Annotated in this window: 2 protein-coding genes; both read left to right on the forward strand. The window is 43.3% G+C overall.

The features are described from left to right. Positions 1-330, forward strand: a 330-nt coding sequence (gene folX, locus A3738_RS05330) for a dihydroneopterin triphosphate 2'-epimerase (RefSeq protein ID WP_068763423.1), incomplete at its 5' end; no start/stop codon positions are given. Beyond that, positions 323-795, forward strand: a 473-nt coding sequence (locus A3738_RS05335) for a hypothetical protein (protein ID WP_156503986.1), incomplete at its 3' end; no start/stop codon positions are given. The genes folX and A3738_RS05335, both read left to right, overlap by 8 nt.

Below are 795 nucleotides of genomic sequence, written 5' to 3' on the forward strand. Positions count from 1 at the left end.
CGGCTCCGAACCTTTATCGGTTTCAATCAAGAAGAGCTCATAAAGCAACAAGATGTGGTGATTAATCTTTGGATTGATTATCCCGCGCATACGGCCTGTTATAGTGATGACCATCATGACGCGTTAGATTATAAAGTCATTACCAAAGCCGTGATTAATCTTGTCGAAAAGGGACATTTCAAACTTCTCGAAAAGCTATGTTCAGATATTCTTGATATCATTATGGCTCACGCGAATGTACAAATAGCTCAGGTAAAGGTCGAAAAGCCACATGCCTTGCGTTTTGCTGATTCTGTTTCTGTTACTCTAAGTGCGACTCAACATGTCTAACATTACTCGTTTACTTCAGCTTCTTTTTATTTTGAGTCTTACCGTTATTTCTGGATGCTCTACAACGACCTCAAATGTTCATGATGTCATGAAAGAGGTTGACCGTTCTGATTTGTCCTACATCAATATAGCTGTCACTGGGGCGGAGATCCAAACGGCTTTGCAAGACAGTGGTCGTCTATTTGAATTGCATCATCGAAGCGCTGAAGTGTTGAATCTGATTCAAGACGTGGTTCGTTATTATGGCTTCAACTTGGTGGACGAAGACGAGGCGGATTTTGTTCTCGATATCCAGCAAGCATTGCCGGACGGCGGAGCATGTGTTCATGGCATGGAATCCTTTCGCGACAACTTTACCTACTCTACTTCAGTGCTAACGTTGGGGATTGTTCCAGCGAAAGGTGCGCATTGTATTGTGATTACAGCCGGACTCTACACAGAGTATGTCGACGATAGTACCGCGAT

Source organism: Oleiphilus sp. HI0066, from assembly GCF_001635725.1.